Origin of the sequence: Phyllobacterium bourgognense, assembly GCF_003337575.1 — a bacterium.
Lineage (GTDB): Bacteria > Pseudomonadota > Alphaproteobacteria > Rhizobiales > Rhizobiaceae > Phyllobacterium > Phyllobacterium bourgognense.
This window is the reverse complement of record NZ_QPJM01000002.1, coordinates 329,851-353,175: the sequence shown is the minus strand read 5'-3', so window position 1 is coordinate 353,175 and position 23,325 is coordinate 329,851. Positions and strand designations below refer to the sequence as shown.

The following is a 23,325-nucleotide window of genomic DNA, read 5'->3' as shown; positions in this document are numbered from 1 at the left end:
TCTATTTTTTTATCGCGCAGCTCGCGTGACCCATTATTGGGCAGTCACACTGTTGCAAGCCCGAAGCCCTGCATGAGCCGTCTTGTCGAGAAATCCGGATTACCCGAGGTGAAGATGGCGATGTCGTCACCATGTTCGGGCTCGGCACCGGTGCCATTCGGCTTGAGCAGTGACAGCGCCCGGCGGGCGATCGCCTCGGCAGGGTCGAGCCAATCTACTGGCCAGGGTGCAAGGCGCCGGAAGACATTGGCGAGAAAGGGATAATGCGTGCAGGCAAGGACAACGATGTCAGTGCGGTCACCGTCCTTCTCGTAGAAGCACGGTGCGATTTCCTTGGCGATGGCTTCGTCATCGATGTGGTCGCCGCGAATATGCGCTTCGGCCATGGCAGCCAGATTCTGGCTGCCGACAAGGCGGACATGGCACTTCGTAGCGAAAGACTGGATGAGATCGCGGGTATAGGCGCGCTTGACGGTGCCCGGCGTCGCCAGCACGCTGACGAAGCCTGACGAGGTGCGCTCGGCGGCCGGCTTGATCGCGGGGACTGTGCCGACGAACGGCACACCGGGATAGGCCTCGCGAAGATCATCGAGCACCAGCGTCGAGGCGGTGTTGCAGGCGATGATCGCAATCTCCGGATTGTGTTCGGCGATGAGGCCCGCGAACATATCGACAATGCGGGAGCACAGGGCGCCCTCCTCCCATTCGCCATAGGGAAAGCCGGCATCGTCGGCGATATAGACGAACCGCCGGTCCGGCATCAACACCCTCGCCTCGCGCAAAACGGTCAGGCCGCCAATCCCGCTGTCGAAGACGATGATCGGCCGGTCCGCAGTTTCTTCACTCATCGCCTGGCTGATCCCCGTTGATTTTCTTCGCTGGTGGTTTCTCGCGCTTGCGCCCTTCCGGCGCACCGGAGCCGCGCGGAGTCTTCGGGCTGAAATAATCCAGCGAGACAAGAACGCCGCGCAGGAGTTTCAATTCGGAATCGGAAAAGCCCGCTCTTGTGAGCACGCCGCGCAGATTGTTGACCATGATTTCCTTGCGCGCCATCGGCCGGAAATAGCCGCGCGCCTGCAAGGCGTCTTCGAGGTGGTTGAAAAAGCCCTGCAGCTGCTCTTTTGGCGCGGGCTCAAGTTCCGGCCCGCGAAAAGCCGTGTCGGTATGCTTCTCCAGACCTGACTTCATCCACTCATAGGACATGAGCAAAACCGCCTGTGCAATATTCAGCGACGAAAACGCCGGATTGACCGGAAAGGTCACGAGCTCATCGGCAAGGCTGACTTCGTCATTATTGAGGCCGAAGCGTTCGCGCCCGAAAAGAATGCCGGTCTTCTCGCCATTGTTGAAACGCTGCCGCAGGACCTGGCCCGCCTCGACGGGGCCGCGAACCTGCTTGAAGGCGTCACGCTCGCGCGCCGTGGTCGCATAGACGAAATGCAAATCCTTGATCGCCGAAGGCAGGTCGTCGAAGACCTGCGCCGCATCGATGATATGATCGGCGCGGCTCGCGGCGGAGCGCGCCTTGTCGTTTGGAAATTCCTCGCGCGGCTTGACCAGGCGCAGCTCCGCCAGACCGAAATTTGCCATGGCCCGCGCCACCATGCCGATGTTTTCCGGCAGTTGCGGTTCGACCAGAATGATCGCCGGGCCTTCGGCGATAAGGGTGCGCTGTCTGTCTGTACCGGCCATTTTTAATCCTTCGCTGACGTTGCGCCGTCATAGCTCGCGTTTTTTTGATGGGCAATGCTGCTGTGCGTGGTTCGACAAGCTCACCATGAGGGAGGTAGGTTGATTGCATGAGGGAGGCTTCTGCGCTGGCGCCCTGCAAAACTCCATTTCCCTCATGGTGAGCTTGTCGAACCACGCACAGCGCCATTGCCATCCTGCGAGGGCTGCAAAGCCGAATATTTCAGAAACACCCTCAAACCAGCGCATCCCTCACTTTGCGTTCTGCAATCGTGGTGCTATAGGGGCGCGAACCCTCACTTTAATCCCGTGCTGACACTCCCAGACGCAGCAAAAAAGAGGCTGACACTCCATGGCAAAGATCAAGGTTGCAAATCCGGTCGTCGAGCTTGACGGCGACGAGATGACCCGCATCATCTGGCAATATATCAAGGAAAAGCTGATCCATCCTTACCTCGATATCGACCTGAAATATTATGACCTCGGGATCGAGCATCGTGATGCAACCAACGATCAGGTGACAATCGATGCAGCCAATGCGATCAAGCAATATGGCGTCGGCGTCAAATGCGCCACCATCACCCCTGACGAGCAGCGCGTTGAGGAATTCGGCCTGAAGAAGATGTGGAAGTCGCCCAACGGCACGATCCGCAACATTCTCGGCGGCGTCATCTTCCGCGAGCCGATCATTGCAAAGAACGTCCCGCGCCTGGTTCCAGGCTGGACGCAGCCGATCATCGTCGGCCGTCATGCCTTCGGCGACCAGTACCGCGCCACCGATTTCAAATTCCCCGGCAAGGGCAAGCTGTCGATCAAGTTTGTCGGCGACGATGGCGAGACCATCGAACATGAAGTCTATGATGCGCCGGGCGCCGGCGTTGCCATGGCCATGTACAATCTGGACGACTCGATCCGCGATTTCGCCCATGCCTCGTTCAACTATGCCTATAATCGCGGCGTTCCCTGCTATCTGTCGACCAAGAACACCATCCTCAAGGCCTATGACGGCCGCTTCAAGGATATCTTCCAGGAAGTGTTCGACGCCGAATTCAAGGACAAGTTCGCGGCCAAGAAGATCACCTACGAGCACCGCCTGATCGATGACATGGTCGCTTCGGCCTTGAAGTGGTCCGGTGGCTATGTCTGGGCCTGCAAGAACTATGACGGCGACGTGCAGTCCGACATCGTGGCGCAGGGCTTTGGCTCGCTCGGCCTGATGACCTCGGTGCTGATGACGCCGGATGGCCAGACCGTCGAAGCTGAAGCAGCGCACGGCACAGTGACCCGCCACTATCGCCAGCACCAGAAGGGCGAAGAGACGTCGACCAACTCCATCGCCTCCATCTTCGCCTGGACGCGTGGCCTTGCGCACCGCGCCAAGCTCGACGGCAATGCGGAGCTCGAGCGCTTCAGTCATACGCTGGAAAAGGTCTGCGTCGATACGGTTGAAGCCGGTTACATGACCAAGGATCTCGCCCTGCTCATTGGCCCGGATCAGCCTTGGCTGTCGACCACTGGTTTCCTCGACAAGATCAACGAGAACCTTTCGAAAGCCATGGCTGCCTGATCCGGCACTTGATGCTTAGAGAAAGCCCCGGTTCGCCGGGGCTTTTTATATTGTCAAACTGAAAACCCAAATATACGACAGCATTATTGACATAATCACGAAATTGCGGTCGAGTGCCTTTGCACGATGGGAGGATTGAAATGAGCGACTGGGATGCTCGGTATTCGGCGCGCACAGGCAAGATGCGCGCTTCGGAAGTTCGCGAGCTGTTGAAGCTGCTCGACCAGCCGGACATCATCTCTTTCGCCGGCGGTATTCCGGACCCGGCGCTCTTTCCAAAAGATGCGATCAAGGACGCCTATGCTGCAGTCCTGAACGAGAATGCGGATGCAGCGCTGCAATATTCGGTCAGTGAAGGCTACAAGCCGTTGCGGCAATGGCTGGTGCAGTACATGGCCTCGCTTGGTGTTGCCTGCACGATCGACAACATCATCATCACCACCGGATCGCAGCAGGCGCTCGACTATCTCGGCAAGCTCTTCATTTCGCCCGGCGATACGATCCTCACCACATGGCCGACCTATCTCGGCGCACTGCAGGCGTTCAACGCCTATGAGCCGCACTATGATCGCCTGATCCCGGAGGGTGGCAACATGACGCCTGACGCCTACCGGGCCAATGAGCGGGCGGCGGGAGGTCACGTAAAACTCGCCTATCTAACCAGTGATTTTTCCAACCCGACCGGCGAAACAATAGGCCGCAGCGATCGCATGAAGCTGATCGATCTAGCGCACGAACTCGATATTCCGCTGATCGAGGATGCCGCCTATCGCGCGCTGCGCTATGAGGGAGAGAATGCGCCCTCATTGCTGGCGCTGGATATCGAGCGCGAAGGCCATATCGACCAGACACGCATCCTCTATTCCGGCAGCTTCTCGAAAACCCTGACGCCCGGTTTGCGTGTTGGCTGGATTTGCGCCGCACATCCGGTCATCAGCAAACTTGTCCTGATCAAGCAGGCCGCGGACCTCCACAGCCCGACCATCAACCAGATGGTCATTCACCACGTGGCAGAGCGCCATTTCGATGCGCAGGTGGAAAAAGCCAGAAAGCACTACCGGCAACGGCGCGATCACATGTTGAACGCCTTGGCACGATATATGCCGGAGGGCGTAACATGGACAAAGCCAGAGGGCGGCATGTTCGTCTGGATGACGCTGCCGGACCATATGGATGGTGCGGCGCTGCTGGCCCGTTCAATCGAGCAGATCCGGGTGGCGTTCGTGCCAGGTGCGGCCTTCCACGCCGATGGCACCGGAAAGAACACGATAAGGCTGAACTTCTCCCTGCCAGATGCCGCAGCGATCGATACAGGCATGCAGCGGCTTGGCGGGCTGATCCAAAGCGAAATGGAGCAGGTACGGAAATAGCCCCCGCAGCGCGGCAAGTATTTACTGGATCGCAAGTCCCATGTTCCTGCGGTATGATGGAGTGTCACAGCGCCATCGAACAGAGGGGACTGAAACGATGACCACGCAGCATTTCTTTTTCCGCTTGATCCCGCCGCGCCCGACCTTCGCCGACGATATGGACGACGACGAACAGGAATTGATGCGCCAGCACGTGACCTATGTCGGCGAATATTTCGAAGAGGGAACCGTTCTCGCCTATGGCCCGGTGCAAGACCCGGACGGCTGGTTCGGCATCGCGCTCCTCGAAGTCATGGATCACAATCAAGCAGTACAATTTGCCGAGAACGACCCGACGGTGATGGCGGGACTGAACAGCTACAGCATCGCGCCGATGCATATTGCAGCGGCCCGCGGCTTTCGCGCTGGTTAATCCAGGGTCAGGACCTGTTCACGTGGACGCAACTCTCCCGATTTCGCATCCAATTCCAAAGCGAGATCCGGGTAGGGCTTCGGAGGCGGCTCGATCACCTGAATCGCTGACGCGGCGGGCGTAAGCTGTTTTTTGAGCTTCAGCACCGCGCCAAAAGCCTGCGCTGATGCCTTCCCATTGATCCTTCGTAGCTTGCCTACCAACGCGAAAGCAAAACCGTTTTGCGCCGCTGCCAGAAAATCGGCCTCGCTTAAAAGGACAAGCCCTGTCTCCTCAATCATGCACGGCGCTTGGAAGCAAATCCCCTTTTGCGACACACCTTTGCTGTAGTCTAACTGCTTTCCAAAGCTCCAAGCCTCGATAAATGAGGCCTTGCCATAGCTAGCGAAGCGCGTCTCGAAGCCATACCCCGATTTCATCGAATAAAACGGTCTGATCTGCAGAAACTCTAAAACAGCGTAATAGGCCGTAACAACTGGTCCATAGGCTATCTGATCACCCACGTGCACATCCTTGACAATTGCTGACTGCGTTATGCATGAACAAAGTGCAATCGTAAGCGCTGGCAGAACAAAGATGCGCCTCACCAAGTCAATCTCCCAAGCAATGTATAAGTAACAATCCGCCGCTTTACGCGGCATAAAGAATCTCAGTACTTTAAGAAGAGAATTACAGGTATCTGAAGCACGGCACCGACCACCTCGGCTTTCAGATTCTTCAAACGACTTAACATAATAAACTATTCATCCAAGATAATATTCCCGACACTGGAAGAAAGCAATTATTTAAAATTAAACACTTAGTCGTACTTGCCAATCTATTACCAATAGCAACTTGGGATAGATTCCAGCCGCGCAATACGCGCGGCTGGTGTCAGTGATGACCTATCCCGCCAAAGCTTCGCGCACGGCAGACACGGCTTCCTCGGCCTTGGAGCCATCGGGGCCGCCGGCTTGTGCCATATCCGGACGCCCGCCGCCGCCTGCCCCGCCAAGTGCAGCCGAGGCAATGCGGACGAGATCGACGGCACTAAATTTGCTAACGAGATCATCGGTAACGCCGACGACTGCGCTTGCCTTGCCATCGTCCGAGACGCCAATGAAAGTCACGACACCCGAGCCGACGGTCTTCTTCGCGTCGTCGGCAAGCGGCTTCAGGTCACGCGGATTGACGCCGCTGACCACTTTGCCGATGAAACCGACCCCATTGACCGTTTCGGACTGTGCGCCGCCCGAAGCCGGGCCGGCCAAAGCCAGCTGTTTGCGCGCTTCGGTCAGTTCGCGTTCGAGTTTGCGGCGCTCATCCATTAACGCCGAGACACGCGACAACGCATCGGCCGGTGCAGATTTGAGCACGCCGGCGATTGCCTTGACGCGTTCGTCCTGCTCTTCGAGGTAGCGCCGGGCCGCCTCGCCCGTCAGCGCTTCCAGACGGCGCACGCCCGCAGCGACTGCACCTTCGGAGACGACACGGATCAAGCCGATATCGCCCGTCGCACGCACGTGCGTGCCGCCACAAAGCTCCGTCGAATAGCTCTTGCCAGCCTTGTCGCCATGCAGTGCGGTGCCCATGGAAACCACACGCACCTCATCGCCATACTTTTCGCCGAACAGCGCCATGGCGCCCTCGGCAATGGCGTCGTCGACGGCCATCAAACGCGTGGTGACCGGCGCATTCTGCAGGACGATCTCGTTGGCAAGATCCTCGATGACGGCAAGCTCCTTGTCCGAAATCGGCTTCGGATGCGAAAAATCGAAACGCAGCCGGTCGGGCGCGACGAGCGAACCCTTTTGGGCGACATGGGTGCCAAGCGTTTCACGCAGCGCCTCATGCAACAGATGCGTTGCCGAATGGTTGGAGCGGATGCGGGTGCGGCGCGCATGATCCACAGTGAGTTCGACCGGCAGATCCACCTTCACCGTCCCCTTGGTAACGGTGCCGATATGAACGAAAACGCCGTCGTTCTTCTTCTGCGTGTCGGTGACGGACACAGTGAAGCCATCGCCCGAGATGGTGCCGGTATCGCCCTGCTGGCCACCGGATTCGCCGTAGAACGGCGTCTGGTTGACGACGATGGACACGGCGTCGCCCTCGCTGGCGCTGTCTACAACCGCGCCATTCTGCACCAAGGCGGTGATGACGCCTTCCGCCTTCTCGGTTTCATAACCAAGAAACTCGGTCGCCCCGACTTTATCACGAACGGAGAACCAGATGGTCTCCGTTGCCGCATCACCCGAACCGGACCAGTGGGCACGGGCCTCGGCCTTCTGCCGCTCCATGGCAGCGGAAAAGCCTTCCGTATCCACGGAAATGCCGCGCTGGCGCAGCGCATCCTGCGTCAGGTCGAGCGGGAAGCCAAAGGTATCATAGAGCTTGAATGCCGTTTCGCCGTCGAGGCTGTCGCCATCGCTCAAGGTCTCCGTTGCTTCGCCAAGCAGGCCAAGGCCACGTTCGAGCGTCTTGCGGAAGCGGGTCTCTTCGAGCTTCAGCGTCTCGGAGATCAACGATTCCGCCCGGATCAACTCGGGATAGGCCTGGCCCATCTCGCGCACCAGCGCTGGAAGAAGGCGATACATCAACGGCTCCCGGGCGCCAAGCAGCTGCGCGTGACGCATGGCGCGGCGCATGATGCGGCGCAGCACATAGCCGCGGCCTTCATTGGAAGGCAGGACGCCATCGGCAATGAGGAAGCTCGATGACCGCAGATGATCGGCAATAACGCGGTGGCTGGCACGGAATGGACCTTCCGCCTTGACGCCGGTCGCTTCTTCCGAAGCGTGGATCAGCGTCTGGAAAAGATCGATATCGTAATTATCGTGCTTGCCCTGCAAAACCGCAGCAAGGCGCTCGAGCCCCATACCGGTGTCGATCGACGGACGCGGCAGATCGATGCGCTGCTCCTTCGTCACCTGTTCGAACTGCATGAAGACGAGATTCCAGATCTCGATGAAGCGGTCGCCATCCTCATCGGCGCTGCCGGGAGGACCGCCCCAGATATCCGCGCCGTGATCATAGAAGATTTCCGAGCACGGACCGCAAGGACCGGTATCGCCCATCGCCCAGAAATTATCGCTGGTGGCGATACGGATGATGCGCTCTTCCGGGAGACCGGCGATCTTCTTCCAAAGGTCAAAAGCCACGTCGTCCGTGTGATAGACGGTGACGGTGAGCTTGTCTGCCGAAAGACCGAACTCTTTGGTGATCAGGTTCCAGGCAAGCGAGATCGCCTCGTCCTTGAAATAGTCGCCAAAGGAAAAATTGCCGAGCATTTCGAAAAAGGTGTGATGACGTGCGGTATAGCCGACATTGTCGAGGTCATTGTGCTTGCCGCCGGCACGGACGCACTTTTGCGAGGTGGTAGCGCGGCTATAAGGACGCTGCTCCAGGCCGGTGAAAACATTCTTGAACTGGACCATACCCGCGTTGGTGAACATCAGCGTCGGATCATTGCGCGGAACAAGCGGGCTCGACGCCACGATCTCATGGCCATTCTTCTTGAAATAGTTCAGAAATGTCGACCGGATCTCGTTGACGCCACTCATCTTATTGCCTTCTGACCTGCTATTGTCCGAAACGGAATTGGCCCCTTCCTATGGAAAAGGGGCAGAACGCACCGCTTGTAGCGATAGGGCCGCGACCTGTCCAGAAAATCCCTTTGCTAAGCTCAACCTCCCTCATGCTGAGCTCGTCGAAGCACGCAATGCTGCTGTACGTGCTTCGACAAGCTCAGCATGAGGGATGGAGTGGTTGGCAAGAACCCCTCGCCATAGCATCATGCAAAAACCCGCAGCCAAGTCTTGGATGCGGGTTTGTAATCACCGTGAGCGGATAGAGCCTTAAGCGGTAATCGGCAGATCAGCCTTCGGCGGCGTCCGGGCTCTCGTCATCTTCGACATCGTCCGGACCCTTGTCGAGCATCTGCTCGGCGATGAGACCGGCATTCTGGCGCAACACCAATTCGATCTCGTTGGCGATTTCCGGATTTTCCTTGAGGAACAGTTTCGCATTGTCGCGGCCCTGACCGAGACGCTGCGAGTTGTAGGAGAACCAGGAACCGGATTTCTCCACAATACCGGCCTTGACGCCTAGGTCGACGAGCTCGCCCGTCTTGGAAACGCCTTCGCCATACATGATGTCGAATTCGACCTGCTTGAAGGGTGGAGCCAGCTTGTTCTTGACCACCTTGACGCGGGTCTGGTTACCGACAACCTCATCGCGCTCCTTCAGCGAACCGATGCGGCGAATATCGAGACGGACGGACGCATAGAATTTCAGCGCATTACCACCCGTGGTGGTTTCGGGCGAACCGAACATGACACCGATCTTCATGCGGATCTGGTTGATGAAGATGACCATGCAATTCGAACGCGAGATCGAAGCGGTGAGCTTGCGAAGCGCCTGGCTCATCAGGCGGGCTTGCAGACCCGGCAGACTGTCCCCCATCTCGCCTTCAATTTCAGCGCGAGGCGTCAGTGCGGCGACGGAGTCGACGACCAGAACATCGATCGCGCCAGAGCGCACCAGCGTATCTGTGATCTCCAGAGCCTGTTCACCCGTATCCGGCTGCGAGATCAGGAGGTTTTCCAGATCGACGCCAAGCTTGCGGGCATAGACAGGATCAAGTGCATGCTCGGCATCGACAAAGGCGCAAATGCCGCCCTTCTTCTGGGCTTCGGCGATCGTATGCAGGGCAAGCGTCGTCTTGCCGGAGCTTTCCGGCCCATAAATCTCGACGATACGGCCTTTCGGCAATCCGCCGACGCCAAGGGCAATATCCAGCGACAGCGAGCCGGTCGAAACCGTTTCGATTTCAACCACCTGCTCATTGCGTCCAAGCCGCATGATCGAGCCCTTACCAAAGGCCCTCTCGATCTGGGACAATGCCGCATCCAGCGCTTTCGTTTTATCCACCGAATTACCCTCAACCAACCGCAATGAATTTTGAGCCATGTTACACTACCCCTGTGTTGTGCATGAAGTCCGGAATGTTCCTGTATCTGAATTTATTTGTATCTGTTTTGTTCTTATTTGGCAACAGGCATAAGCTATTGTAAACTAACAATAATCAAAAAATGTTCGCAAAACGTTCTCGTCGGGGCGTGACGTTCTGTCCACATCTCTCGACGTGGCTTCGTAGCGCCTTTGACTGAACCAAGGCTCGCCCTTTCGAATCGCTGTTATGATTGCACCGCGGCCTCCGGCGTTCTAGAGAGGAGCGCGGGCGTCCGTGCCTACAACTTGAAGTTTTATCCGGATACACAATCTACCATGATCCAAGTCACCAAGCCGTTGCTGTTCGCTGTCGGCGGCGCTCATCTCGACCGGCGCGGCCAGAGCCTCGTGCCGTTCGTGCCCGGTGCATCCAATCCGGGTATCATGCGCGAGGAGCCGGGCGGCGGCGTTTTCAATGCGCTGCGGCTCGCGGTTCAGCGCGGGATCGCCGCCGAGATTCTCTCGGTGCGTGGCGGTGACCGGATCGGGGAAATGGTTGGCGCAGCCATCGAATCGGCGGGCATTCATGACGGCTCGGTGGTGTTCATGGACCGCGCGACACCGAGCTATACGGCTATCCTCGACGAGCACGGCGATGTGGTCGCGGGCATTGCGGACATGGGACTTTATGAGCTCGCCTTGCCTCGGCAATTGCGACGGCGCAAGGTGCGCGATTCGATCGCCATGGCCGATGCGGTGTTCTGCGATGCCAACCTCCCCTCGGATGCGCTGCAGCGGCTGGCCAGTCTCACAGGCGAGCGGCCACTGTTTGCACTGGCGATTTCGCCGGCTAAGGTGTCTCGTCTGGCACCGATTTTCGGCAACCTCACCTGCCTGTTCATGAACCGCCGCGAAGCGCTGGCACTGACCGGGCTAGGTTCCGACGCCGGACTAAAGGACATCTACAAGGCATTGCACGCTGGTGGTCTCAAGGGCGCAGTGATCAGCAATGGCGGTGAGGCCGCCCTCGCCTTTTCCGGCAATGATGTGTTCACTATCCACCCACCCGCCGTCGATGAAATCGCCGATGTCACCGGCGCCGGCGATGCGCTGGCTGGCGGCACGATCGCCGCGCTGATGCGGGCCGTCGCCTTTGATCAAGCCTTGCGCGAGGGACTGGCCGCATCGATGCTTACATTGAAAGTTCACTCCGCCAGCGCCAGGTTCACACGGCAGGAATTCGAAATGGCACTCGCACACATACCGGCAGCGGCTGCCATCTTATAAAAAGGAAAATAATAATGACCAAAGTTTTGAACCCATTCATGGACGTTGCCCCCGCGGTTCAGGACGCGCTTGCTGCGGGCAAACCCGTCGTTGCCCTCGAAAGCACAATCATCACCCATGGGATGCCCTACCCGGACAATAACCGCATGGCAGCCGACGTCGAAGCCATCATCATTGCGGAAGGCGCAGTTCCCGCCACCATCGCCATCGTCAATGGGCGTTTGAAGATCGGTCTTTCCGCGCAAGAGCGCGAGGCGCTGGCGCAGGTCAAGGGCGCGATGAAACTCTCGCGCGCCGACCTGGCGTTTGCGCTATCGGAAGGGCGTACCGGGGGAACCACGGTTGCCGCGACGATGCTCGCTGCCCACCTCGCCGGCATCAAGGTTTTTGCAACTGGCGGTATTGGCGGCGTCCACAAGGGCGCCGAGCAGAGTTTCGATATTTCCGCTGATCTGGAAGAGCTCGACCGGACTCCGGTTATCGTCGTTTCGGCCGGGGCTAAAGCGATTCTCGATATCGAGAAAACGCTGGAAGTGCTTGAAACCAAAGGCGTACCTGTCGTCGTCTACGGCGCGGACGTGCTGCCTGCTTTCTGGTCAAGGCAGTCGCACATCAAGGCACCATTGCGGCTAGATAGTCCCGATGCCATTGCAAAGTTTCAGGCTGCGCGAGATGCCATCGGCGTTGTCGGTGGCATGCTGATTACCAATCCCATCCCCGAGGCAAGTGAAATCCCTGCGAAAATCATGAGCGGGTATATTAAACAAGCAATTGCCCGCGCCACAAAAAAAGGCGTCACCGGCAAGGCAGTGACGCCGTTTCTTCTCTCGGAACTTCTCGACATCACCAAAGGTGAGAGCCTTAAAGCGAACATTGCTCTCGTCGAGAACAACGCGCGCCTTGCCGCAAAGATCGCCGTAGCCTTGACTACTCGGTAAGCGGCGAAATCTGGATCTCGACGCGGCGGTTCTGCGCGCGACCGGCTTCGGTGGCGTTGGTCGCGACGGGCTGCGACGGACCGTAGCCCTGAACGTCGAAGCGACGGTTGTCTATGCCCTGCTGGGTCAGATAATTGGCAACGGACAGCGCGCGGCGTTCGGACAGCAGCTGGTTATGCTGCAAGCTCCCGGTAGAATCCGTGTGACCAGCGACATCGACGATGGTGCGGTCGAACTTGCGCAGAACGATGGCGACAGAACCCAGCGTGGAGAAGAATTCCGGCTTCACCTGATCCTGATCGGTGTTGAAGGTGATGTTGGACGGCATGTTGAGGATGATCCGGTCACCATTGCGCATCACCGAGACGCCGGTGCCCTGCAACTGCGCGCGCAGTTCCGATTCCTGCCGATCCATGTAATTGCCGATCGCGCCGCCGCTGAGGGCGCCGATACCAGCGCCGATCAGGGCCGCATTGCGCCCGGATTTGCCGCCGCCGCCAATCGCCAGACCCGTCAACGCGCCGACAGCCGTGCCGATCATGGCGCCGCCGGCCGTGTTCGACATTTTCTGCTGGCCCGTATAGGGGTCGGTCGTGGTGCAGCCCGCAAGAAAGGTCGCGGCAAGGCAGCCGATGGCAAATCTTTTTATCATGGAATCAGGTCCCCGGTTGGATGTGGCAGGGAATATACGAGTGATTCGGGCAAAAGAAGGGTAAAGAAGGCGGCGAGCGGGGGGCCAATTGGAATTCGTCTGGCTCCTTCTAAAACCGGCCATTTAGCTACTGGATTGATTTGCCTCAAATACGGCAAGGGACGAAATTTAGTTCTGCGATTGGCCCGCAAGGAGGACGTTTATTCGTTGCCCAAAATATAAGCTAACTGCTAGTGATTTAGGCAAACACCCAAGCGTCAACTCTAGCTACCGGGTCAATCCCAAAGACGGATACTTCACCATGCCTTGGAGCACCCTCAAGCGCTTCATCCCTGCGGTTGCGCCGGTCAGCAAGTATGAGCGCTTCAGAGCGTGCATCGGTGCACTCGTCGGCATCATGGCGACAGGCACTGTCAGTAAACTTGCGCTGGGTCCAGAGGTGAACCTTCCCCTCCTGATCGCTCCTATGGGCGCATCGGCAGTGTTGCTCTTTGCCGCACCAACAAGCCCGCTGGCGCAGCCATGGTCGATACTCGGCGGCAATATGCTGTCCGCATTTGTCGGCGTTTCGTTCGCGCTTCTTGTGCCGGATCCGATCATTGCGTCGGCATTGGCCGTGTCGGTCGCCATTGGCCTGATGCTGGCGCTGGGTTGTCTGCATCCCCCAAGCGGGGCAGTTGCATTGACCGCCGTGCTGGGCGGTCCAGTTCTGCAGGCGGAAGGATACGGCTTCGTCTTCTGGCCAGTCGGGCTCAATTCGCTGCTGTTGCTGGCGTCAGCACTGGTTTTCAATAATCTGGCGGGGCGCCGTTATCCCCATCTTGCGCCGGGCCCTCAAGTCAACATCCACGATACGGCTGACTTGCCGCCCACGGCTCGCCTGGGATTTGTCCCCAGCGATCTGCAGGATGTGCTGGCCCAGTATGACGAGATCGTCAATGTGAGCCCAGACGAGCTCGATGCGTTGCTTCATCGTGCGCAGATCCGCGCATATGAGAGGCGATCCGGCGAGATCACCTGTGGGCAGATCATGTCGAAGGATGTCGCAACCGTGCGCCCCGAGACAGCTCTGCGTGACGCCTGGAAGCTCCTGATCAATCACCGCGTCAAGGCGCTTCCGGTGACCTCACCGGATGGCGAACTGGCCGGTATCATCACCCAGACAGACTTCATGCGGGCATCGCTTCTGGCCGATGATGGCCGCCTCCATCTTGGCTGGCGTGTCCGCGTCGGCAACCGCTTCCGATTGGCGCGTCAATCCAAGCATACGGTGGCCGACATAATGACACGCCGGGTCCAGTCGGCCTTGCCGGAAACCATGATCGCCAAGCTTGTGCCGCCGATGGCCGACATGGGCCTGCACCACATGCCTGTTGTCGATGCAAACAACCATGTCGTTGGCATCGTCACCCAATCAGACCTGATCGCAGCTCTGTTTCAGGAAAGGCAAACCGGCTCCGCAGAAATCCGGGCCGAAAATCTGGAGAATGATGATCAGGCCGCTTAGCTCGATCATACCCACTCGGATTTGTCGTAGCTGCTCAAGTCGGCAATGGTTCGCCCGATTGTTCCTTGACCATGTACTCCGCATACCAGTCGGGCCAGCCCTCATCGTACTCGCCACCGGTCCGCTTCTCGTGCTCACCATGCGCAGCCCCTGCACGACGAAGGGCGGCTGCGAGCTCTTTCGACGAGGTGAAGATCGTATCGGTCGCATCCACGCGCCCTGGTAATCGCGCCGTAACTTCCTGGAACAGCCAGCCATTCCCATCGGGATCGCTGAACGACGCGAATGAGCGATAGGTGCCACGCTCGGGATGCAGACCGGCCGTGCGGACCCGTCCAAACAAGTAGGGCTCATCCGGACCCGTATAAACGTCACCGGCAGGGTGGAACGCCTCGCTGACCTTCACGCCCCGTTCGATAAGCTCCTTGCGGGCAGCCTCGATGTCGGAAACGATCAGGTAAAGCCCCTGAGCGGAGCCCGGGGCAGCAGCGGTCACATTCTTGCCGAAGATGATGGAACAGCCGGAACCCGGCGGCGTAAATTGCATCACGCGAAAATCGGTGCCAGCGAAATCGGCATCCAGCCTCCAGCCGAGGTTGGCATAGAATTCCTTCGAGCGGTCGGGGTCCGAAACCGGAATGACGACGATTTCCAGCTTCATATCGGCCGTTCGCGCTTGATTTGTCTCAGTCATGGCATGGTCCTCCTCGATGCCTGTTGAAAGGATGGTGCGCAATTCGCGCAGTGCTTTTTATAAATCTACTGGCGCAGTGGCTTGAAAGCCGCCCTAAGGTCGGCCGTGATGTACGCCGGCTGTTCCCACGCCGCGAAGTGCCCGCCTTTGTCATGCTTGGCGTAAAAGATGAGCTTCGGATACGCCTTTTCGGCCCAACTTCGCGGAGCCTGGTAAAGCTCGTCAGGAAAGGCGCTTACGGCCACCGGTATGGTGAGGTGCTTCGGGGCGAAAAAGGGAAGCTTGCTTTCCCAATAAAGACGGGCCGAAGAGACCGCAGTATTCGTCAGCCAGTAGAGCGTGATGTTGTCGACGATGTCTTCTCGTGTAAGACCCTCGGGTACACCGTCAAAGACACGTGCGATGAGTGCGTAACTGGCCGCGTCGTGGTCAAGCATCCAGGCGGCGAGACCGACGGGTGAATCTTCGATCGCGTATAGCGTCTGCGGCCGGCTACCCATCTCCTGCGCGTAAGCCAGACCGTGTTTGTAGAAAAAGTCGAGTTGCTCGTAGGCATGTTTCTCGTCGGCTGAGAGGCCAGGTGGCGGAGGGTCGCCGGAACTCAGTGCCTTTGCAATATCGTCGGGCACAGTGGCGGGCATGTTGGTGTGGATGCCGAGTAAGCCCGGAGGCGTCTGCACGGCCATCTGCTCGGTAACTGCGTTCCCCCAATCGCCGCCCTGTGCAACATAACGGGAGTAGCCGAGGCGCTTCATGAGCACGATCCAGGCGCTTGCGATACGGATAGGATCCCAGCCGGTAACCGTGGGCACTCCTGAAAAGCCGTAGCCCGGCAGCGATGGGATAACGACGTCGAACGAATCTTCGACCTCACCGCCGTTGGCCGTTGGATTGGTGAGCGGCTCAATGACCTTCAACTGCTCGATAATCGAGCCTGGCCAACCATGCGTGATAATCACCGGAAGCGCATTGGGATTCTTCGATCGAACGTGGATGAAATGAATGTCCACCCCGTCGATGTTTGTCTTGAATTGCGGCAAGGCATTGAGCTTCGCTTCCATCTTGCGCCAGTCGTAGTCAGTCGCCCAATATTGTGCGAGTTTCTGCAACGTCGCGAACTGCACGCCCTGTGATGCATCGGTGACAATTTCCTTGCTCGGCCATTTCGTTGCAGCAACGCGCCTGCGCAGATCGGCAAGTTGCTCGTCCGAAAATTGTACGCTGAACGGGCGGATTTCTTCATTTGCGGCCGCCTGCGCCGTGGAAGCTGAAACAAGGCTCGCGGCACCTGTGCCGATAGCTGACATGGCGAGTAATGAACCGCCCGTCAGCAGGACGTCACGCCTGCTCGGATCTGGATTTTCTGCCATTGTAGTCCTCCATTGGTCAGGCCAAAAACAGAGGACATGCTGCTACGGGGAACGTTGCGCCCGTAACATCTCGTGTGCTCTGCGGATATGGTCCTGCGAAAGTGCACGCCGTGATGCTGAACTAGGACTGGGCGGCGTAAGCTGACAATGATCGGTCCGGATATGGTCAGGGGCAAGTACGTAACGGTAACATCCGGGCTCTTGCATCGATGACGGCCGCCCGTTGGCCGTCATCAAGTGGAATGGCCGAACCGATCAGGTTGATTGAGGAATGCGCGCTATCACCTTGATTTCAAAATCGAAGCCGGCCAACCAGTTCACGCCCACCGCAGTCCAGTTCGGGTAGGGTTGCTCACCGATCACCTTCAGGCGAACTGTGTTGACTGCCTCAAACTGCGTGGCAGGGTCCGTGTGGAAAGTGGTCACGTCCACCACGTCATCGAACGTGCAGCCAGCAGCCTTCAGCACGGCGGCGAGATTGTCGAAGGCAAGCTGCACCTGCTTTTCGAAGACCGGTTCTGGCGAGCCGTCCTCGCGGCTGCCAACCTGCCCCGAGACGAACAGAAGGTCGCCCGAGCGGATCGCCGCCGAATATCGATTGATCTCATAGAGTGCCTGCCGGCCGGCAGGGAAAATGGCATCGCGTTTTGTCATTGGTTGTTCCTGTTAGAATTAAGGCGGGGATGGATGAGTCGTTCGTGCGGTTTCAAAGCCCTTGCGCTTTACTGTCCGGGGCGATCATTGATATACGTCCCGTATGTAGCCATATATTGGCATACGCACCGTATGTCAATTGGCATACGGCATGTATGTATTCACAGGAGATGACCGTGGTTGCGAGAAGACGTGCTGGATGCGTCGCTTTGGATTGCCGCGGCTGACGATCCCCGCATTGTCTTTGCAAAGGCTGTCGACGCTTTCCGGCATCTCGCCGCCGGTTTGCTGCAAAAAGAGCGCTGAGGCAAAATCCTGGTCTGGACATGGATTCTGAAATACCGTCCTATAGCTCATTGAGTTTATGGTCCGATCGAGAATGTCTTCTCGAGATGGCCATTCCACATCATGTGAACTTACCGGGAGGGTATACTGTGGCATTGAATAGACGCGTTGTTTTAGGCTTGGCGATTGGTTCGGCGATCGCATCGGCACTACCGGCTTCAGCACAAACATTCCCGGATCGCGCGGTCACGCTCGTGGTGCCTTTCGCGGCCGGTGGTTCGACCGATCTCGTTGCCCGTCTCGTCGCAGCAAACATGTCAAAGACGCTCGGACAGCAGGTAATCGTCGAGAATGTCGGGGGTGCCGGCGGAAACCTCGGAGCTGGTCAAGTGGCCAGAGCGGAGCCCGACGGTTACACCATCCTCATGGGGACGGTTGCAACCCATGCGTTGAACCCGCTGATGCTGAAAGCGAAACCCTACGATCCCGTCGCTGATTTTGCACCGATTTCGCTTCTGGTATTGGTACCCAATGTGCTGGTTATCAACCCGCAGCTGCCAGTTAACAGCGTCAAGGAACTCGTTCAGCTGCTCAAGGACAACCCCGACAAATATTCCTATGCTTCGTCCGGAAATGGCACTCCGCTGCATTTATCCGGCGAACTTTTCAAAAGCATGGCCGGGGTCTCCATGGAACACATCCCATACAAGGGCGCGGGACCGGCTTTGAACGATCTGCTTGGCAATCAGGTGTCGATCATGTTCGACAATTTGCCGTCGTCTTCGGCACACATAAAGGCCGGATCGCTTAAGGCCCTCGGTGTCACGACGAAGGATCGAGCTCCTTCCTTCCCCGACGTGCCAACGGTCGCTGAGGCCGTGCCGGGCTATGAGACATATACCTGGAATGCATTGTTTGCGCCTGCCGGGACCCCACCCGAGGTTGTGGCTCGCCTCAACGAAGCCGCCAACACCGCGCTGAAAGACACTGCCGTCGTTTCGCGCATGAACGACTTCAGTGCAACGATTGTGGGTTCAACGCCAGACGAACTTGCGACCCACGTCAAAGCAGAAATCCAGAAATGGGAGCCTGTCGTAAAGAGCACCGGCGTGACAATGGATTGATACGGCGGGGAGATGGAGTGAGCGGGGGAAGAATCCCTCCGCTCAAACATAGCGCATACGACGGCTCGGACTAGCGCGCTGCCAACATCAACACCACAAGACCAATACCAACAGACATCATCGCACCGAAATACAAGGTCAGCGATAAGGTCTGTGCCTTGATCGCAGCGACAAGATCGGACTTTGTAGCCGGTTCATCCATAATGAAGTCCCTCGGAAGCTGGTTGGCCAGCAATGACTTCTCACAATTATTTCAACAATTTCAATTCGACTTTTGACTCATTTTTGGAAGTTCGTTCAAAATATTTGAGCCTCGCTGCCAGCTGAATTCGTTTGCGCCGGAGCTTCCGATCAAACATGCTCCGCACCATTCGAAATCTTGAAAGGCGAGCATCATGACCGACACCTCACAAGCACCAGTTGCAATCATCACCGGTGGAGGACGCGGCATGGGTGCCGCCATCGCGCGCGAATTGCACGAGCGTGGCTATCGTCTCGGACTGATGTCGCCGTCCGGCAGCGCGGTCGAACTTGCCGCCGAGCTTGGCGGTGTCGGCATCAAGGGTTCAGCAGGCGAGGCAAAAGATCTGGAGGCGCTGGTTGAAAAGACCATCGGGGCCTATGGCCGCGTCGATGCTGTGGTCAATCATACCGGCCATCCGCCGAAGGGCGATCTTCTCGATATCACGGATGAAAAATGGGTTATCGGCAATGACCTGATGGTTCTTAGCGTGGTGCGCATGGCGCGGCTGGTGACGCCCCATATGCTGAAACAGGGCAAGGGCGCCTGGGTGAACATCACGACGTTCGCCTCCTTCGAGCCAAGCCTGGTTTTCCCGGTCTCTTGCGCCTATCGCGCGGCCGTCGGCGCCTATACGAAGCTCTACTCTGACCGCTATGCCGCCGATAATATCCGCATGAATGCACTTCTGCCGGGTTACATCGACAGTCTCGACCACAAGCCCGGAACCGAAGACAAGGTGCCCATGAAGCGGCTTGGAACGATGGCGGAAATTGCCAAGACAACCGCGTTCCTGCTGTCAGACGATGCTGGCTATATCACCGGCCAGAACATACGGATCGATGGCGGCGTCACGCGGCATGTTTAGAGACTGACGCCGAATGTCTCGCGCAGTTGTCTCTGGCCATTCGGCGTCACCGACACCGCGCGGGTTCCTTCCAGCCGCCTGATCCAGCCATTGTTGAAGCAGTGGCTGCACAGCGCCGCGCCGATTGCGCCGGCAAGATGCGGGCGGCGCTCGCTCCAGTCGAGGCACGGCCGGCACAGAATGCGGCTGCGCCTGGCGGTCAACGCTTCGACATCGATGCCGGCGCGAGCGAACAGCGAAAGCCCGCTATCCGTCACCTCGCCCGCATCGAGGCCGAGGTCGAGATGGCCGGCATCGATCAGCGCATCGGTGATTGAAACGCCGAGACGCCCGGCGAGATGATCGTAGCAGGTGCGCCCTGCCCTGAGCGCCGCATCGCGTGGGCCGGTACGCAGCGGCTTGGCTGTGACTTCCGGCGCGGCGAGCCGCATGATGCTCTCGATCATCTGGGCTACGGCCGGCGAAGCCAGCCGGTGATAACGATGCCGGCCCTGCTTTTCCACCGCGAGAAGGCCGGCCTCGGTCATGCGTGTCAGATGGCTGCTGGCGGTCTGCGCAGTGATACCGGCAAGCTGTGCGAGTTCCGATGCGGTCAGCGCGCGGCCGTCCATGAGCCCGTTGAGCATGCTCGCGCGGCCGGGATCACCCGCTAGCGCGGCTATTTCGGCAAATCTCGCATTGTTCGACATGGTGGTTTCCGTGTTTGTTGGCTGATCAAGAATGATCCAACGTAGATGACGATGCTTCGAAAACGATCGAAGTATCAAGCGATATTGCTGCTTATAAAAGCGGTCAACCCACAGGCAACGGAGTGACCGAAATGACCATGACCTGTTTCATCAAATATGAAATCGATCCCTATCAGAAGGATGCTTTCGAGGAATATGCGCGCAACTGGAACGAGGCGATACCGCGTTGCGGCGCAGATCTCATCGGCTATTATGCGCCGCATGAGGGCTCGGCCACGCTGGCCTACGGCGTTTACAACATCGAGAACCTGGCGGCGTACGAAGCCTATCGCGCGCGGCTTATGGCCGATCCGTTGGGCCGGGCCAACTACGAATTTTCCAGGGAAAAGCGCTTTATCCGGCGCGAGGACCGTGCATTCCTGCGCCTTGTGACAGGAACGAATGGAGGAATGCTCAAGTGATTGCGGTGATTTTCGAGGTGGAGCCGGCGGAAGGCCGCGGCAAGGATTATTTCGACCGGGCAGCGGACCTGAAGCCGCTGCTGGAGACGATGGACGGCTTTATTTCCGTGGAGCGGTTTCGCAGCCTTGCCAACGAGAACCGCTATCTTTCCCTGTCGTTCTGGCGCGATGAAGCGTCAGTGGCGGCTTGGCGCCAGACCGAGGAACATCGCCTGGCTCAACGTGACGGCCGCGCCGGGATCTTTGCCGACTACAGGCTGCGGATTGCGTCCGTCATACGTGATTATGGGTTGCGTGCCCGTGATGAAGCTCCGCTTGATGCGCGAGTGTACCATCACGCCTGAACCCGGTGATTGCGCTGGGCGCAGGCCGGTCCGGGGCCACGCATGTAATGGCGCTCTGGCCGGTAACTCGGAGCAATGAATTCTCGCACGACGCGGAGCGTATCGCGTAGCTGGATAATCATGGTCATCATTTTTGGTCTCTTGGTTTTGGCATATCGGACAAGGCCGATAGCGATCAATTAGCTAAAATTTAATGCATAAAGATGAACGCCTCCTGAACGGCGTTGGTTAAAATCAAATGAATTCATAGAAAATTAGCCTTAACCAGTTGGGCAAAAAGATCTTTTCGCAACAGGAAAAGGGCGAAAATTCGCCCTTTTTGCTTCAATAAGGCGCCCGAAAAGTTGGTGATTCGCGCGGATTTTCTATGGCAACCGAATCACGCGTTACCGATCAATATGCCTGTCGCCAGCACAAGCCCGCCGCCGAGAACAACCTGGATCGCGGCGCGGAAGAATGGCGTCTCCATGAAGCGGTGCTGGATATAGGCGATGGCCCAGAGTTCGATGAAAACGACAATCGCGGCGATTGTCGTAGCTGTCCAAAAGTCCGAGATGAGATAGGGCAGCGCGTGGCCAAGGCCACCGATCGCCGTCATCAGGCCATTGGCGAGCCCGCGCTTCAAGGGCGAGCCACGCCCGGACAATTTTCCGTCATCATGCGCGGCCTCGGTGAAGCCCATCGAAATACCGGCGCCAAGCGAAGCAGACAGGCCGACAAGAAACGTCTGCCACGTGTCCTGTGTGGCGAAGGCAGCCGCAAAAATTGGCGCGAGCGTTGAGACGGAACCATCCATCAGGCCGGCAAGACCTGGCTGGATATAGGTCAGGATCAGCTGTCGCCGTTCGGTCTGCTTCTCGACTTCCTGCACGTCGTCGGGCGTGTGCTGGACACCGAGCCGGTGGGCGAGTGACTCATGCGCCTTCTCGGCGATGGCGAGGTCGCCCAGGAGCTTGCGCGTAGAGGCATCCCGCACAAGTTTCAATGCCTCGGTATAAAAGCGGTAGGCCTGTTCCTCCATTTTCTCGGCCATTTCCCGCACCTTCTCTATACCGAGCGGACGAACCAGCCAGTCGGGCTTGCGCTCGAGATAGCCGCGCACGTGCTCCCTGCGGATGAGTGGTATCTGGTTGCCGAAACGCTCCTGGTGCAGATCGATCAGCGCCTGGCGATGGCGATTTTCCTCTTCTGCCATTTCATCGAAAACCTTGGCGCTTTGTGGAAAATCCTCGCGCAGCCCATCCGCATAGGCGAGATAGATTCGCGCGTCGTCCTCTTCCGACGAAATAGCCAGAGCCAGCAATTGCTGTTCGGAAAGGGATTCCAGGGCGTGGCGGCGATGACCGAAAAAACGGCTGAGCATGGCGTGATCCTAAATTAGAATAGTTCTAAACTATAGATTCAAAGCCCTGTGTTCAAGATGTAATCGGGTTCTTTTCACCGTCCATGGACATCAGCCGGACCTCGGAGTATCTTCCGCTTCCGCCAACCTCCACTCATAGAGAACGATCATGACGCTTGCCGGTTTTGTTGCCTATTCTGGTGCCCTTGCCATCGCCGCCGCTATTCCCGGACCTGGTGTAACTGCCCTTGTTGCCCGGGCGCTCGGCTCGGGGTTTCGCTCGTCGCTGTTCATGTCGCTCGGGTTGATCATGGGCGACCTCACCTATTTGACAGCAGTGGTGCTAGGACTTGCCATGGTGGCACAGACTTTTGGCACGGTTTTCCTCGTGATCAAATGGGCAGGCGTCGGATATCTTGCCTACCTTGCCTGGGGTTTCTGGACATCGGGGATATCGGCGGAAAAGATCGAGGCCAGGAAAAGCCGCGGCGGTGCTGTCTCCAGCATTGTGGCCGGCTTGGCTGTGACACTCGGCAATCCAAAGACCATGCTTTTCTACATCGCCCTGACACCAACTCTCGTTGACCTGCATGCGATCACCCTCGCCGATTATTCGATCCTCGCTGCACTGACTGTTTTGGTTTTGCTCGTGGTGCTGGTGCCCTATCTTGCGCTCGCAGCGAAGGCGCGCGGACTCCTCGCCTCGCCCAGGGCTCTGAAACGGCTGAACCGCACGGCGGCAGCCTTTATGGCGGGCGCCGCACTCGCCATTGCCGGGCGCTCGTCCTGAGCTGGAATGCTATTACAGCTGCAGCCAAATATTAGTATTTTCTTCTAAGCGGCACAGTGTTTACGCATGGGGCCAACTAGGAATTTTCAGACAGGGCCCATAAGATCGC

At 58.0% G+C, this 23,325-nt stretch carries 25 protein-coding genes; 12 read left to right on the top strand and 13 right to left on the bottom strand.

All coding sequences use genetic code 11. From position 1 onward, the window contains the following. Window positions 1–44: 44 nt before the first annotated feature. Both murI and C7476_RS05340 read right to left on the bottom strand, forming a co-directional pair. Complete coding sequence (gene murI, locus C7476_RS05345) at window positions 45–848, bottom strand: glutamate racemase (RefSeq protein WP_114428857.1); 804 nt, start codon at window positions 846–848, stop codon at window positions 45–47. After that, on the bottom strand, window positions 841–1,692 hold the full coding sequence (locus tag C7476_RS05340; RefSeq protein ID WP_114428856.1) for an RNA methyltransferase: 852 nt from the start codon (window positions 1,690–1,692) through the stop codon (window positions 841–843). The genes murI and C7476_RS05340 overlap by 8 nt, the downstream gene beginning before the upstream one ends. Before the next feature lie 349 nt (window positions 1,693–2,041). Between C7476_RS05340 and C7476_RS05335 the strand changes: the two genes are divergently transcribed. The 3 genes from C7476_RS05335 (at window position 2,042) to C7476_RS05325 (ending at window position 5,038) form a co-directional block, all read left to right on the top strand. Further along, entirely contained in the window at window positions 2,042–3,256 is a 1,215-nt protein-coding gene (locus C7476_RS05335) for an NADP-dependent isocitrate dehydrogenase (protein ID WP_114428855.1), read from the top strand. Between the two features lie 140 nt (window positions 3,257–3,396). Next, window positions 3,397–4,626, top strand: coding sequence for an aminotransferase-like domain-containing protein (locus C7476_RS05330; protein WP_114428854.1), 1,230 nt, complete (start codon window positions 3,397–3,399; stop codon window positions 4,624–4,626). Window positions 4,627–4,723: 97 nt separating this feature from the next. Beyond that, window positions 4,724–5,038: a YciI family protein gene (locus C7476_RS05325; RefSeq protein ID WP_181872349.1), complete on the top strand. Its 315-nt coding sequence runs from the start codon at window positions 4,724–4,726 to the stop codon at window positions 5,036–5,038. On the opposite strand, the gene C7476_RS05320 is transcribed toward C7476_RS05325, so the two are convergent. The 3 genes from C7476_RS05320 to recA form a co-directional block, all read right to left on the bottom strand. Continuing rightward, window positions 5,035–5,541 carry a hypothetical protein gene (locus C7476_RS05320; protein ID WP_147274615.1) on the bottom strand — a complete coding sequence of 169 codons (507 nt, stop codon included), beginning with the start codon at window positions 5,539–5,541 and terminating at the stop codon, window positions 5,035–5,037. The two genes, C7476_RS05325 and C7476_RS05320, sit on opposite strands and share 4 nt — an antisense overlap. 381 nt (window positions 5,542–5,922) lie before the next feature. Beyond that, window positions 5,923–8,580 (bottom strand): alanine--tRNA ligase, encoded by a 2,658-nt coding sequence (alaS, locus tag C7476_RS05315; RefSeq protein WP_114428851.1) that lies wholly within the window; start codon window positions 8,578–8,580, stop codon window positions 5,923–5,925. Between the two features lie 313 nt (window positions 8,581–8,893). Next, a complete protein-coding gene (gene recA / locus C7476_RS05310; RefSeq protein WP_114428850.1) occupies window positions 8,894–9,988 on the bottom strand; it encodes a recombinase RecA in 1,095 nt (364 codons plus the stop codon). A 318-nt stretch (window positions 9,989–10,306) separates the two neighbouring features. Here recA and C7476_RS05305 point away from each other — a divergent pair, with 318 nt between their 5' ends. Further along, the gene (locus tag C7476_RS05305) at window positions 10,307–11,257 is read left to right on the top strand and encodes a carbohydrate kinase family protein (protein ID WP_114428849.1); all 951 of its coding nucleotides are present in this window, start codon (window positions 10,307–10,309) and stop codon (window positions 11,255–11,257) included. Window positions 11,258–11,271: 14 nt separating this feature from the next. Beyond that, a complete protein-coding gene (locus tag C7476_RS05300; RefSeq protein ID WP_114428848.1) occupies window positions 11,272–12,195 on the top strand; it encodes a pseudouridine-5'-phosphate glycosidase in 924 nt (307 codons plus the stop codon). On the opposite strand, the gene C7476_RS05295 is transcribed toward C7476_RS05300, so the two are convergent. Further along, window positions 12,185–12,847, bottom strand: a complete 663-nt coding sequence (locus C7476_RS05295) for a YiaD family glycine zipper/OmpA-like lipoprotein (protein WP_114428847.1) — start codon at window positions 12,845–12,847, stop codon at window positions 12,185–12,187. The two genes, C7476_RS05300 and C7476_RS05295, sit on opposite strands and share 11 nt — an antisense overlap. A 301-nt stretch (window positions 12,848–13,148) precedes the next feature. Here C7476_RS05295 and C7476_RS05290 point away from each other — a divergent pair, with 301 nt between their 5' ends. Further along, window positions 13,149–14,354 (top strand): HPP family protein, encoded by a 1,206-nt coding sequence (locus C7476_RS05290; protein WP_114428846.1) that lies wholly within the window; start codon window positions 13,149–13,151, stop codon window positions 14,352–14,354. A 34-nt stretch (window positions 14,355–14,388) separates the two neighbouring features. On the opposite strand, the gene C7476_RS05285 is transcribed toward C7476_RS05290, so the two are convergent. The 3 genes from C7476_RS05285 to C7476_RS05275 form a co-directional block, all read right to left on the bottom strand. Then, a complete protein-coding gene (locus tag C7476_RS05285; RefSeq protein WP_114428845.1) occupies window positions 14,389–15,048 on the bottom strand; it encodes a VOC family protein in 660 nt (219 codons plus the stop codon). A 65-nt stretch (window positions 15,049–15,113) separates the two neighbouring features. After that, window positions 15,114–16,418: an epoxide hydrolase family protein gene (locus C7476_RS05280; protein ID WP_114428844.1), complete on the bottom strand. Its 1,305-nt coding sequence runs from the start codon at window positions 16,416–16,418 to the stop codon at window positions 15,114–15,116. A gap of 255 nt (window positions 16,419–16,673) precedes the next feature. Beyond that, window positions 16,674–17,072: a RidA family protein gene (locus C7476_RS05275; protein ID WP_114428843.1), complete on the bottom strand. Its 399-nt coding sequence runs from the start codon at window positions 17,070–17,072 to the stop codon at window positions 16,674–16,676. 180 nt (window positions 17,073–17,252) lie between these two features. Between C7476_RS05275 and C7476_RS28635 the strand changes: the two genes are divergently transcribed. After that, window positions 17,253–17,378: a hypothetical protein gene (locus tag C7476_RS28635; protein ID WP_425373944.1), complete on the top strand. Its 126-nt coding sequence runs from the start codon at window positions 17,253–17,255 to the stop codon at window positions 17,376–17,378. A 128-nt stretch (window positions 17,379–17,506) separates the two neighbouring features. Then, entirely contained in the window at window positions 17,507–18,481 is a 975-nt protein-coding gene (locus C7476_RS05270) for a Bug family tripartite tricarboxylate transporter substrate binding protein (RefSeq protein ID WP_425373943.1), read from the top strand. Between the two features lie 70 nt (window positions 18,482–18,551). On the opposite strand, the gene C7476_RS29080 is transcribed toward C7476_RS05270, so the two are convergent. Further along, window positions 18,552–18,683 carry a hypothetical protein gene (locus C7476_RS29080; protein ID WP_281032676.1) on the bottom strand — a complete coding sequence of 44 codons (132 nt, stop codon included), beginning with the start codon at window positions 18,681–18,683 and terminating at the stop codon, window positions 18,552–18,554. Window positions 18,684–18,876: 193 nt separating this feature from the next. Here C7476_RS29080 and C7476_RS05265 point away from each other — a divergent pair, with 193 nt between their 5' ends. Next, on the top strand, window positions 18,877–19,590 hold the full coding sequence (locus C7476_RS05265; protein ID WP_114428841.1) for an SDR family oxidoreductase: 714 nt from the start codon (window positions 18,877–18,879) through the stop codon (window positions 19,588–19,590). On the opposite strand, the gene C7476_RS05260 is transcribed toward C7476_RS05265, so the two are convergent. Beyond that, window positions 19,587–20,279 (bottom strand): ArsR/SmtB family transcription factor, encoded by a 693-nt coding sequence (locus C7476_RS05260; RefSeq protein ID WP_114428840.1) that lies wholly within the window; start codon window positions 20,277–20,279, stop codon window positions 19,587–19,589. The two genes, C7476_RS05265 and C7476_RS05260, sit on opposite strands and share 4 nt — an antisense overlap. A gap of 131 nt (window positions 20,280–20,410) precedes the next feature. On the opposite strand from C7476_RS05260, the gene C7476_RS05255 reads away from it, so the two are divergent. Beyond that, window positions 20,411–20,740, top strand: a complete 330-nt coding sequence (locus C7476_RS05255) for an NIPSNAP family protein (protein WP_114428839.1) — start codon at window positions 20,411–20,413, stop codon at window positions 20,738–20,740. After that, window positions 20,737–21,084 (top strand): antibiotic biosynthesis monooxygenase family protein, encoded by a 348-nt coding sequence (locus C7476_RS05250; protein ID WP_112528431.1) that lies wholly within the window; start codon window positions 20,737–20,739, stop codon window positions 21,082–21,084. The genes C7476_RS05255 and C7476_RS05250 overlap by 4 nt, the downstream gene beginning before the upstream one ends. On the opposite strand, the gene C7476_RS28075 is transcribed toward C7476_RS05250, so the two are convergent. Both C7476_RS28075 and mbfA read right to left on the bottom strand, forming a co-directional pair. Continuing rightward, on the bottom strand, window positions 21,075–21,215 hold the full coding sequence (locus C7476_RS28075; protein ID WP_181872366.1) for a hypothetical protein: 141 nt from the start codon (window positions 21,213–21,215) through the stop codon (window positions 21,075–21,077). The genes C7476_RS05250 and C7476_RS28075 overlap by 10 nt on opposite strands. 248 nt (window positions 21,216–21,463) lie before the next feature. Further along, window positions 21,464–22,447 (bottom strand): iron exporter MbfA, encoded by a 984-nt coding sequence (gene mbfA, locus C7476_RS05240; protein ID WP_114428837.1) that lies wholly within the window; start codon window positions 22,445–22,447, stop codon window positions 21,464–21,466. A gap of 148 nt (window positions 22,448–22,595) precedes the next feature. Between mbfA and C7476_RS05235 the strand changes: the two genes are divergently transcribed. Beyond that, the gene (locus C7476_RS05235) at window positions 22,596–23,216 is read left to right on the top strand and encodes a LysE family translocator (protein WP_114428836.1); all 621 of its coding nucleotides are present in this window, start codon (window positions 22,596–22,598) and stop codon (window positions 23,214–23,216) included. Window positions 23,217–23,325: the final 109 nt, after the last annotated feature.

Excerpts from the sequence above, each read along its gene's own strand:
- murI (WP_114428857.1), bottom strand. The coding sequence starts at position 848 with ATGAGTGAAGAAACTGCGGACCGGCCGATCATCGTCTTCGACAGCGGG.
- C7476_RS05340 (WP_114428856.1), bottom strand. The coding sequence starts at position 1,692 with ATGGCCGGTACAGACAGACAGCGCACCCTTATCGCCGAAGGCCCGGCG.
- C7476_RS05335 (WP_114428855.1), top strand. The coding sequence starts at position 2,042 with ATGGCAAAGATCAAGGTTGCAAATCCGGTCGTCGAGCTTGACGGCGAC.
- C7476_RS05330 (WP_114428854.1), top strand. The coding sequence starts at position 3,397 with ATGAGCGACTGGGATGCTCGGTATTCGGCGCGCACAGGCAAGATGCGC.
- C7476_RS05325 (WP_181872349.1), top strand. The coding sequence starts at position 4,724 with ATGACCACGCAGCATTTCTTTTTCCGCTTGATCCCGCCGCGCCCGACC.
- alaS (WP_114428851.1), bottom strand. The coding sequence starts at position 8,580 with ATGAGTGGCGTCAACGAGATCCGGTCGACATTTCTGAACTATTTCAAG.
- recA (WP_114428850.1), bottom strand. The coding sequence starts at position 9,988 with ATGGCTCAAAATTCATTGCGGTTGGTTGAGGGTAATTCGGTGGATAAA.
- C7476_RS05305 (WP_114428849.1), top strand. The coding sequence starts at position 10,307 with ATGATCCAAGTCACCAAGCCGTTGCTGTTCGCTGTCGGCGGCGCTCAT.
- C7476_RS05300 (WP_114428848.1), top strand. The coding sequence starts at position 11,272 with ATGACCAAAGTTTTGAACCCATTCATGGACGTTGCCCCCGCGGTTCAG.
- C7476_RS05295 (WP_114428847.1), bottom strand. The coding sequence starts at position 12,847 with ATGATAAAAAGATTTGCCATCGGCTGCCTTGCCGCGACCTTTCTTGCG.
- C7476_RS05290 (WP_114428846.1), top strand. The coding sequence starts at position 13,149 with ATGCCTTGGAGCACCCTCAAGCGCTTCATCCCTGCGGTTGCGCCGGTC.
- C7476_RS05285 (WP_114428845.1), bottom strand. The coding sequence starts at position 15,048 with ATGACTGAGACAAATCAAGCGCGAACGGCCGATATGAAGCTGGAAATC.
- C7476_RS05280 (WP_114428844.1), bottom strand. The coding sequence starts at position 16,418 with ATGGCAGAAAATCCAGATCCGAGCAGGCGTGACGTCCTGCTGACGGGC.
- C7476_RS05275 (WP_114428843.1), bottom strand. The coding sequence starts at position 17,072 with ATGACAAAACGCGATGCCATTTTCCCTGCCGGCCGGCAGGCACTCTAT.
- C7476_RS29080 (WP_281032676.1), bottom strand. The coding sequence starts at position 18,683 with ATGGATGAACCGGCTACAAAGTCCGATCTTGTCGCTGCGATCAAGGCA.
- C7476_RS05265 (WP_114428841.1), top strand. The coding sequence starts at position 18,877 with ATGACCGACACCTCACAAGCACCAGTTGCAATCATCACCGGTGGAGGA.
- C7476_RS05260 (WP_114428840.1), bottom strand. The coding sequence starts at position 20,279 with ATGTCGAACAATGCGAGATTTGCCGAAATAGCCGCGCTAGCGGGTGAT.
- C7476_RS05255 (WP_114428839.1), top strand. The coding sequence starts at position 20,411 with ATGACCATGACCTGTTTCATCAAATATGAAATCGATCCCTATCAGAAG.
- C7476_RS28075 (WP_181872366.1), bottom strand. The coding sequence starts at position 21,215 with ATGATGACCATGATTATCCAGCTACGCGATACGCTCCGCGTCGTGCGA.
- mbfA (WP_114428837.1), bottom strand. The coding sequence starts at position 22,447 with ATGCTCAGCCGTTTTTTCGGTCATCGCCGCCACGCCCTGGAATCCCTT.
- C7476_RS05235 (WP_114428836.1), top strand. The coding sequence starts at position 22,596 with ATGACGCTTGCCGGTTTTGTTGCCTATTCTGGTGCCCTTGCCATCGCC.